Below are 10,547 nucleotides of genomic sequence, written 5' to 3' on the forward strand. Positions count from 1 at the left end.
GGATGGACGATCGGAAAAAGAGTACCGCGGTCGGCGGGAGCGACAGCTTGATCCGGGAACGCGACGGGTTGGCCGGAAGCGTAACCGAGATTTACGTCGATGCCGGCGGAGCGGGCGAAGCGGCGGACGGCAGCTCAGCGCGTCCGTATCCGACGGTACATGCGGCGCAGGCTGCGGCACGCGCGCTGGCGGCCGCAGGATACGAAGGGCGGATCGACGTCCGCATCCGCGAGGGGACGTATGCGCTATCAGAGCCGCTGCGGCTCGGCAGCGCGGATACGGGCGGCGGTCGCTGCAGGATCGCCTATATGGGCGATGACGAGAGCGGGTCCGCAGAGCCGCCCGTCTTGAGCGGGGGCGTCGAGATCGCGGACTGGGAACCGTGGCAGGACGGCATCTGGCGTGCGCCGGTTCCAGAGGGCGTGCGGCCGCGCACGCTGTACGCGGATGGCGCGCGCATCGCCAAGGCGAGACTGCCCGCCGTCGGCTACTTCGAGACGGAGCAAGCCGAGCCGGGCGGCGAGCGGGAAGGCATCTCGATCGTTGAGCTGCCGGCGGGCGACGCGGCTGCGTTCGAGAAAGCCGCGCCGGACTGCACCGGCATGCAGGCGTTCGTATGGCCCGGGGAAGGCGAGTGGAACTGGTTTTCCGAGACCATCCCCGTTCGCGAGGCGAACGCCGGGACGCGGCGCATCGTCTTCGCGCGCCCTGCCACCTGGGGCATCGGAGGCGGCTCGCGTTATTACTTGCAAGGCTCGCTCGCATTCCTGCGAGAGCCGGGCCAATTCCATTTTGACGAGACGGCAGGCATGCTCTACTATCGACCCGGATCCGGGACGCCAATAGAGCAGCACGTAATCGCACCCGTGTTGCATCGCGTCGTCGAGATCGTCGGGGACGGCGAGCGCCAACCGGTCTCGGGCATCGCCCTGCGCGGGCTGGAGCTGGCATTCACCGACTTTTACGACGATTACCGGATCGTATCGGACGAAGAAGCGGCCAACACCGAGCCCGACGGCCAGCGCAACGGGCTTGTGTACGTTCGCGACGCCGAGGACGTCGAGATCGACGGCTGCCGGCTCCGCTTTTCCGGGTCGTCGGGCCTATTCCTCGACCGCTGCGCCGTGAACGTCAAGCTGACCCGCAACGCGATTGAGCGCTGTGGCCATCACGGCATTTACGCGGTCGGCTACGCGCCGGGGGAAGGCGAATTCCGCGAACCCGCGGAAGCGAACCTGAACCGGGGGCATCTGATCGCGGACAATGAGATAACGCGCGGCGGCGAGCTGGTCGGCCATGGGGCGGGCATCCAACTGTATCAATGCGGCGGCTGCGACATCGCGCACAATCGGATCGCCCATATGCCCCGGTACGGCATCTCGATGAAGGGCGTCCGGCAGGGGGCAATGCCGGAGACGCTGTGGGGCATTCCCGTGACATGGGACAATCACTGGGATTTCCTTTTCGCGCGAAATAACCGGATCCGGTACAACGACATCTCGGACGTGATGACCGACAGCCAGGACGGCGGCATGATCGAGTCGTGGGGCGTCGGTCTCGGCAATGAAATACGCGGCAACAGGCTCCATCACAGCGGCATCCGTTTTTCGTTCGGCTTCGGCATCTATCTCGACGACGCTTCCGACGGCTTTACGGTCACGCACAACGTGCTCGATCATTTGTACAGCGCGAATACGGGCAAGCTGTGGATGGCGATTTTTGCGAAGGGCATCGGCAACGTGATCGCGAACAACCTGATCGTCGACAATGCGGATGCCGTGAACGCGATCGGAACCCAGGAGATGGTCGGCGAGGCGAATCGGGATCTGACGATCGAGCGCAACATCGTATCGAATTCAGGCCGGATGTACGGGTTCGTCAATTGGAGCCCGGAGCGTCTGAAGCGAGCGGACCGCAATCTGTATTGGAACGGCGGCGCGCCAAGAGGCGTCTCCGGCGAGCTGCCGGAACCTGCAATCCCGCTGGGGAAAAATCCGGCTTGGGGTTTCGACTACGATTGGGAGACATGGCTCTCGGTCTCGGCAGGCCGCTTCGAAGGCCATTCGATCGTCGCCGATCCGTTATTCGCCGCAGGCGAGGAGGGCGGCTACCGCCTGAAGCCGGATTCGCCCGCTTACAGCCTTGGCTGGGAAGACATCGACTGGTCGCTTATCGGACCCAGACGCAGGTCTCCCGTTTAACGTCCGCTTTCGGAAAAATACGCTTCAGAGCCGCCGGATCCGCTCCGGCGGTTTTTGCCGTTTCCCCGATTCTCGTCGGTCTTAACCCGCCTTGCTATGATTTTTATCACATCGCAGTTGTCCGCAGGGGTATAAAATGAGAGCAGGAAAAATGCCAAATGCCCAGTCCATCGGCCGCGAACGCAGCAGCGAACGTGTGTCGCGAGAGCTGTGGCAGCGAAAGGAAGTCAGGCCATGCAACCACGAAACGATCGTCAGCGCCTCATCGTCGTCGGGAACGGAATGGCAGGCATCAACACGGTCGAACAGATCCTCAAGCTGGCTCCGAACGCTTACGAGATCACGGTTTTCGGCAGCGAGCCCTATCCGAATTACAATCGCATCCAGCTCTCCTACGTACTTGAGAAGAGCAAGTCGATCGACGAGATTATCTTAAACAGCCGGGAATGGTATGCGGAAAACGGCATCGGGCTCCATACCGGAACGACGGTGACGCAGATCGATACGACGGCAAAAACGGTCACGACCTCTGACGGCGCAGCCACGCCGTATGACAAACTGATTCTCGCAACCGGCTCCAAGCCGTTCATGCTTCCCGTTCCGGGCGCGGACAAGCAAGGGATCGTGGGCTTCCGCGATATCGCGGACTGCGAGACGATGCTCGAGGCGGCGGGCAAGTACCGCAAGGCGGCGGTCATCGGCGGCGGACTCCTCGGCCTCGAAGCGGCCAAAGGTCTGCTGAAGCTCGGCATGGATGTCACGGTCGTGCATCTGCTCGGCGAGCTGATGGAGCGCCAGCTCGATCCGACGGCTTCGCATTTGCTCCAGCAGGAGCTCGAGCTGCAGGGGCTGAAGTTCGCGATGGGGCAAAAGACGGAGGCATTTCTGGGCGACGAACGGGTGAGCGGGATTCGGTTCGGAGACGGCACGACGCTCGAGGCGGAATTCGTCGTGATGGCGGTCGGCATCCGGCCCAATGTCGAGTTGGCCCGCGCTAGCGGCATCATGACGAATCGCGGCATTCTCGTCGACGACCTGCTGCGCACGTCGGCCGATGGCGTCTACGCGGTCGGCGAATGCAACGAGCACCGCGGCGTCAGCTACGGCTTGGTCGCGCCGCTGTTCGAACAGGGCGCCGTGCTGGTCAAGCATCTGTGCGGCGTCGATACGGCTCCTTATGCCGGCTCGGTCGTCTCGACCCAGCTTAAGATCTCGGGCGTCGAGGTGTTCTCGGCCGGCGAGTTCATGGACGCATCCGACCTGACGGTCGTTCGCATGCACGACGAATGGCGCCGGATCTACAAGAAGGTGCTGATCCGCGGCGGCGTCATCGTCGGCGGCGTGCTGGTCGGCGACAGCAGCCAGTCGGCGCGGCTCCAGCAATGGATCCGCACGGGCGCGGTTATGAACGACGAATATCATGCGATCGTCATGGGGACGGCCGCCGCTCCGGCGGGCGCGGGCGCGGCGGAGCTCGCCGACGAGGAGATCGTTTGCGGCTGCAACGGCGTCACGAAAAAAATGATCGTCGACGCGATCCGTGAGCGCGAGCTGACGACGGTCGACGAGATCAAGCTCGCCACGGGCGCGACGCGTTCTTGCGGGGGCTGCAAGCCGGTCGTCGAGCAGATTCTGAAGCTGACGCTCGGCGACAAGTACGACTCGGCGGCAGCCAAGCAGGCGGGCATCTGCGATTGCACGCCGCTCAGCCGGGACGAAGTCGTCGCGGCGATCAAGGAGAAGGGACTCATCACGTCCAAAGAAGTCCGTTACGCCCTTGACTGGAATAATAAAGAAGGCTGCTCCAAGTGCCGGCCGGCGCTCAATTATTACTTGGGCATGATCTGGCCGCAGGAGCACGCGGACGAAAAGGATTCGCGCTTCGTCAACGAGCGGATGCACGGCAACATTCAGAAGGACGGCACGTTCGGCGTCGTGCCGCGGATGTACGGCGGCGTCACGACGCCGGAGGATCTGCGGCTGATCGCGGACGTCGCGGTGAAGTACAACGTCAAGCTCGTCAAGGTGACGGGCGGCCAGCGTCTTGACCTGCTCGGGGTGAAGCGCGAGGATCTGCCTGCCATCTGGTCCGATCTGGGGATGCCTTCGGGCTATGCGTACGCCAAGGCGCTTCGCACCGTTAAAACTTGCGTGGGCTCGCAGTTCTGCCGCTTCGGAACAAAGGATTCGATGGGCATGGGCATCGTGCTGGAGAAAAAGTACGAGCGGCTCGACATGCCTGCCAAGTTTAAAATGGCGGTCAACGGCTGTCCGCGCAACTGCGCCGAGTCGTCGACGAAGGATATCGGCATCGTGGGCAACGAAGGCGCGTGGGAGATTTATGTCGGCGGCAACGGCGGCATCAAAGCCCGTCTGGCCGAGCTGCTCTGCAAGGTAAAGACCGACGACGAGTTGATCGAGATCGTATCGGCGTTCATGCAGTATTACCGGGAAACGGGGAAATACCTGGAGCGTACGTCGGATTGGATCGAGCGGATCGGTCTTGACAAGGTCAAGGCGGTTATCGTCGAGGATGCGGCAGGACGCAAGACGCTCGCGGACCGGATGGAAGCCGCCCTCGAACGGGTAAGGGAGCCTTGGCAGGAAATTCTTGATAATCCCAACCTCCGCGAGCGGCTGTTCGGAGAGATTCGCATACCGGCCGGCGGACCGAAGGATTAGGAGGGAAAGAGGATGACAAAAGAAGAACTGGTAGCGGCGGGTTATCGCCTGGCCGGTACCGTCGGGCAATTCCCCGAGCGCATGGGCAAGCTCGTGCGGCTCGGCGAATCGGAGATTGCCGTATTTAAAACGACGGAAGGCGATATTTTCGCGCTGGAAAATCGGAGTCCCGGCCCTCGCGGCGGCACGATCGTCGACGGCATCGTGTCCGGCGGCGTGCTGTTCGATCCGATCTGCGACTGGCGCATCGGCCTGGCGGACGGCGCCGTGCAGGCGCCGGACCGCGGTCAGGTTGCCGTATTCCCCGTCCGTCTCGTAGACGGGGACGTTTATATCGGCCGTCCTTAAGGATATTTGACGACCGGCCACTTGACCTTGCGCAGCGCATTCAGCAGCTCCGGCGTTGCGTTCAGGTTCGCCTGGACCAAGTCTTTGGGCGTGAGCGCCATCCATTGGTTCAGCGACACGTCTGCGAACCGGTCGCTTCGGAACATCTCGAGGAACCACAACGTCTCGGTTCCCGTATTTTGCACGTAGTGGCCGAACGCGAACGGCACGTATCCTACGTCCCCCGCCCTGACGTCGAAAGTTCTGGCGATGCCGTTGCCGCCGAATACGGTCATGCGGCCTTGGCCGGTCAGGTAGTACTGCCATTCGTCGTTATTCGGATGCCAGTGCAGCTCCCGCATCGCGCCGGGCTCGATCTCGACGAGCGCGGCTGCGATCGTCTTCGAGGCGGGGAAATTGGAGGAATCGACGATCCGCACGCTGCCTCCCGGCGTCCGGAGCGGCTCCTGCGCGAGCAGCTTGTGCTTGAAGGAGAGGGGGATGGCGCCGTAAGGCGATTCGACGGCTTCAGAGGCGATCGGTCCGGGCACGCGGTCCTCGAAAATGTACAGCTGATTGTCGGGCCGGCCGTCAAAGGCGGATTCGGGGACGCCGAAGTTCGCCGCCAGCACGTCCTTCGGCGTGTGCGCGAACCAGTCCGAGATCGACAGCGTATTGAGATCGGAGAAGCTGCCGTCGTCGAAGACGAGCAGGAACTCGCAGCCTTCCGCAAGCGCCTGGATCGAATGCGGCAGCCCGGCGGGGAAAAACCACAGATCTCCCTTTTCCACGTCGGCAATGAAGTTGCGACCCTGCGCGTCGACCGACGTGATGCGGGCGCAGCCCCAGATCATATAGGCCCATTCGGACTGCTGATGCCAATGTAGCTCGCGCACGCCGCCGGGGACGAGGCTCATATTGACGCCGGCGAGCGTCGTCGCGATCGGCAGATCCCGCACGGTGATCTCTCTGGACCAGCCGCCACGGTTCAATTGCATATGCGCGTCGGAGAATGAAAACTTCATGTTAGGCAGCAAGCCGGCGTCCGTTGCCGGCGGGACGAGCATATCCGGATTTTCCAGATCCCTGAGCACGTCGCGAGGCCCGAAGTCGGGTCCTCCTGCGCCGTCCTTGCGAACCGGCTGCGGCACCTTGATCGGCCCGGTCGGCAAATTTCTTTTCTGATCGTCCATCAGTCGTTCCACTCCCTTTGGCTGCTTCCTGATCCTTCATATGTATGAATGCCGGCTTGGATCGTATGTGCGGCCGAATGTCCGATCGCGCGATTCAAATATCGCATTCCGAATCTTCGATTAAGTAGAGGAAAGTGCAGATCTTGCACTTTCCTTTCTTCTTTTTCCTGCTATGTTCTGGGTGTAACAAAAATTCAACTCCTAGAGGAGGCAGTATGATGTCGGTTCGATCCATTTGGGTTCGCACGCTCAGCATGGCAAGCGTGCTGGCGCTGGCGGTAGGATTCTTGCCCCCGCCGGGCGCGAGCGCGGCAACGACGTACCGCGTGTCGGCAACATCGGGCAGTTTGACGGGCGCAGGGACGACCGCCAGTCCGTTCAAGACCATCAGCCAGTGCGCGGCGGTCATGACGGGCGGCGATACGTGTATCATTGAATCCGGTACGTACAGGGAAACGGTTACGCCTACGAATACGGGCACCTCTGGCGCGCCGATCCGGTTCGAAGCGGCGGCTGGCGCGACGGTCGTCGTCAGCGGCACCGAGCCGATCAGCGGCTGGAGCGTGCACAGCGGCAATATTTATGTTGCGAATTTTACCGGGACGCTCCCGGGCAATGAAAATCAGCTGTTCATTAAAAACGGCACGACCGTGACCCCGCTCTGGGAGGCGCGGTGGCCGAACATCGGCGCCTACAACCTGCCTGGACTGATGAATGGCGCAGCGGTGGCCGACAACGGCGGGCTGAACACGATCACGGACGCGGATCTGACCTCGACCGGGGTGAACTGGAACGGCGCCAAGATCTGGGTGCGCGGCGGCAACGCGTATCAAGGGATGACCAGCCAGGTCAACAGCTATAACGCCTCGACCGGCGTACTTACTTACGCATCGATAACCGGAGATTATGACGCGCTGTATCCGAAGGCGGGAAGCACTTATTTCCTCAGCGGCATCCTCGCGGCCCTCGACGCGCCTAACGAATGGTACGTCGACGCAGCCGCCCAGAAGGTGTATTTGTGGGCGCCCGGCGGAGGCGCGCCAACCAACGTAGAAGTCAAAAAGCGCAAAACCGCCTTTAACCTGAACGGTAAAAACTACATCCAGCTTGCCGGCATTCAGACGTTCGCAGCCAACATTACGATGAACGGCTCGAACAACAACCTGCTGGACGGCGTAAAAGCCGAGTACGTGTATTTCTCGAACTATTCCCAGAACACGACGAATCCCGATCAGCTCAACGGCGGCATCGCCATCGTCGGCAACAACAACGAGATCAAGAACAGTACGATCGCTTATTCGTCCGGTACTTTGATCAACATCGACGGCAGCAACAACCGGATCGTCAACAATTACATTCATGACGGCAGCTACATGGCCTCTTACGATCCGCTGCTCAAGCTGTCGACAGGCACGAACAACGTCATCAGCAGCAATAAGATGGAAAATTCGGGCCGATACATTATTTATTGGAACAACGGGATCGCCGAGATCTCCTACAACGATATCTCCAACGGCATGTGGCTGTCCCGCGACGGCGCCTTGATCTACGCGTGGGGCACGGATCTCGGCAACAGCAACATCCATCACAATCTGATTCACGATGCCGTTCACGGAAGCACGGCGAACGAAACGCGCGTCGGGCTCTATTTCGACAACTACACCGAAAACGTCGTCGCGCATCATAACGTCATCTACAATAATGACGTGGGCATCCAAATGAACACGCCTGGCAACTACAAGCTCATTTACAACAATACGATCGTGAACAACCCGACGGCCAGCATCGGCTACGGCGGCGATTCGTCCAGCCCGTACAAGACCGAGCTGTACGGCACGCGCGTATTCAACAACATTCTCACCAACGCGGCGTCCCTGACGGAAGACGTGGTCCGGGGCTTCAACATCATTACTGGCGACGGACTCAACTTCGCGAATGCCGCGAACAACAATTACCGGCTGAATATCAACTCGACGGCTGTTAACATGGGGGCGGTCATTCCGGGCATCACGGACGGTTATATCGATGCCGCGCCGGACGCCGGGGCTTACGAGTATGGCGGCACGGACTGGACGGCCGGAACGTCCGCGACTGCGCCGACTTCCTACAATCCGGTCGTGACGCCTTACATGAACCTGGTATACAATAGCGGTTTCGAGAAACTGCTGGAAGGCTGGACGCCATGGACGACTTCGCCGTCGACGGCTACCGCGACCGACAGCAACATCGAAGGCACGTATGCCAACTCCGACTTCCGCAAGCGCGGCGTGCGGACGCGATTAAAGCTCGGAGCCGGGGGCGGCGTCGAGCAATTGATTACGGGGCTTGCGCCGAATACCAAGTATAAGTTCGTCGCTTGGGTTTATACGGACACGGGCGGCCAGGCGATCAACGTAGGCGTGCTCAATTACGGCGGCGCAGCGATCGACGTCTCTCAAAGCACGGCGAACCAGTACGTGCGCAAGGAAGTCGAGTTTACGACGGGGGCGACCGACACCTCAGCCAGAGTGCGCATCTGGAGAGCGGCCGGTGCGACCGGCAATGCCTATGCGGACGACACCGGGCTGTTCGTGATGACGGATTACAATCCGGGCGTCTATAAAAACCAGGCGCTCGGCAAAACGACGATCACGGCGAGCGGCGCGCTCGGCTTCCCCGAACGGCTGACCGACGGCTCTACTGCGGCATTCTCCAACATGGACGATACCGGTCCTCAATGGGTCAAGATCGATCTGGGCCGCAGCTACGAGCTGGATAAGATCAACTTGCTGCATTTCTATACAGCGGCGGACGTTCGCACCTATCATGACGTCATCGTGCAGCTGTCCAACGATTCGACCTTCGCGACCAAGACGACCGTCTTCAACAACGACGCCGACAACTCGGCCGCGCAGGGGACCGGGACGGACGCCGAGTATGCGGAGACGGCGGCAGGCAAAGACATCACTTTCGCAAAAACGAATGCGCGGTATATCCGGCTCTGGTCGAATGGCAATACCAAGTACAACACGCAGCACTACACGGAGGTGCAGGCTTGGGGCGTCCCGGCCGTTACGCCGACGTCGCCGCTGCAGGGGCGTAAAAACGTAGCGTTGAACGTACCCGAATCCCGCATCACCAGCAGCAGCGCGGTCGGGAATAAATTCCGAATCACCAACGGCCTGTTCGACGCCTTCGCCAATCAAGACGGCCCTGTGAGCGGGCCTGCCAGCCCGCAGTGGATCCAGCTCGACCTGGGACAGAAATACAGGCTCGATCAGGTGAAGGTCTGGCACTTCGTTACCTTTGACAGGATCTATTATGACGTCATTATTCAGGTATCCAACGATCCGGCGTTCCCGGCATCGGCAACGACGACCGTCTTCAACAACGATGCCGACAATACGGCCGGACAAGGCGCGGGCACGGATGCGTTGTATGCGGATAATGCCGCCGGCAAGACGGTTAGCTTCCCGTTGACCACGGCCAGGTACGTCCGTTTGTGGGCGAACGGGAATCAGAACAACCCTTCGCAGCATTACGTGGAAGTCGAGGTATACGGATCGCCGGACTACGGCATGGGGACTTAAATAATCGACAATATGAAGATGGGCGACTCAAAAGTTTAGATGATTGAAGAGTGGTGCGGACTAGATAGGAGGCGCTATCCAGCGCCTCTTTGAATCAGGTTGGCGGTGGAATGGTTGAGTATTCCTATCCAGAACCTCATGGCCCCTGATGATGCCGGAGCCTGGTTAAGTAGTCCTGTTCAGAAACTCTTTGCCACTGATGGTACGTGAGACTGGCTAAGTAGTCTTGTCCAGAACCTCTTTGCTCCGGAATGTACGTCGGCCTGGCAATGTAGCTCTATCCAGAGCTTCTTTCCCTCACGGATGCCGCATTGCTTTGCAAGTATCTCGATCTGAGTTCTTCGCGTTTTAAGAGATTACAAATACAAATGGGACGAAGCAGGTTATTCCTCTGTTTCGTCCTATTTGTCTATTTTGGCTTCATAATTAGCTTAAAGCTTAAAATTCAGTTACTACTTAGGTCCCCCCCTCGGCGGGGGGATTTTTTGTTTTTTTCTAACCTAGAAGGGATTTAAGCATACCCATCGAGAATTAGTAGTTAAACCCAAACGAGGATTGTGAAGAGATGGAATTTA

General features: G+C 60.1%; 5 protein-coding genes. 4 read left to right on the forward strand and 1 reads right to left on the reverse strand.

The features are described from left to right. The first annotated feature begins 2 nt into the window (after positions 1-2). From ACFOTD_RS33420 to ACFOTD_RS33430, 3 genes are all read left to right on the forward strand, one after another. Complete coding sequence (locus tag ACFOTD_RS33420) at positions 3-2,201, forward strand: right-handed parallel beta-helix repeat-containing protein (protein WP_378124333.1); 2,199 nt, start codon at positions 3-5, stop codon at positions 2,199-2,201. A 234-nt stretch (positions 2,202-2,435) separates the two neighbouring features. Further along, the gene (gene nirB, locus ACFOTD_RS33425; protein WP_378124334.1) at positions 2,436-4,883 is read left to right on the forward strand and encodes a nitrite reductase large subunit NirB; all 2,448 of its coding nucleotides are present in this window, start codon (positions 2,436-2,438) and stop codon (positions 4,881-4,883) included. Positions 4,884-4,895: 12 nt separating this feature from the next. Further along, positions 4,896-5,231: a nitrite reductase (NAD(P)H) small subunit gene (locus ACFOTD_RS33430; protein ID WP_378124335.1), complete on the forward strand. Its 336-nt coding sequence runs from the start codon at positions 4,896-4,898 to the stop codon at positions 5,229-5,231. On the opposite strand, the gene ACFOTD_RS33435 is transcribed toward ACFOTD_RS33430, so the two are convergent. Next, positions 5,228-6,403 carry an oxalate decarboxylase family bicupin gene (locus tag ACFOTD_RS33435; protein ID WP_378124336.1) on the reverse strand — a complete coding sequence of 392 codons (1,176 nt, stop codon included), beginning with the start codon at positions 6,401-6,403 and terminating at the stop codon, positions 5,228-5,230. The genes ACFOTD_RS33430 and ACFOTD_RS33435 overlap by 4 nt on opposite strands. A gap of 218 nt (positions 6,404-6,621) precedes the next feature. Between ACFOTD_RS33435 and ACFOTD_RS33440 the strand changes: the two genes are divergently transcribed. Next, positions 6,622-9,972: a discoidin domain-containing protein gene (locus ACFOTD_RS33440; RefSeq protein WP_378124337.1), complete on the forward strand. Its 3,351-nt coding sequence runs from the start codon at positions 6,622-6,624 to the stop codon at positions 9,970-9,972. The last annotated feature ends 575 nt before the right edge of the window (positions 9,973-10,547 follow it).

Origin of the sequence: Cohnella sp. GCM10012308 (assembly GCF_042649185.1) — a bacterium.
GTDB lineage: Bacteria > Bacillota > Bacilli > Paenibacillales > Paenibacillaceae > Cohnella.

Coding starts and splice junctions, on each gene's coding strand:
- ACFOTD_RS33420 (WP_378124333.1), top strand. CDS start 3: ATGGACGATCGGAAAAAGAGTACCGCGGTCGGCGGGAGCGACAGCTTG.
- nirB (WP_378124334.1), top strand. CDS start 2,436: ATGCAACCACGAAACGATCGTCAGCGCCTCATCGTCGTCGGGAACGGA.
- ACFOTD_RS33440 (WP_378124337.1), top strand. CDS start 6,622: ATGTCGGTTCGATCCATTTGGGTTCGCACGCTCAGCATGGCAAGCGTG.
- ACFOTD_RS33430 (WP_378124335.1), top strand. CDS start 4,896: ATGACAAAAGAAGAACTGGTAGCGGCGGGTTATCGCCTGGCCGGTACC.
- ACFOTD_RS33435 (WP_378124336.1), bottom strand. CDS start 6,403: ATGGACGATCAGAAAAGAAATTTGCCGACCGGGCCGATCAAGGTGCCG.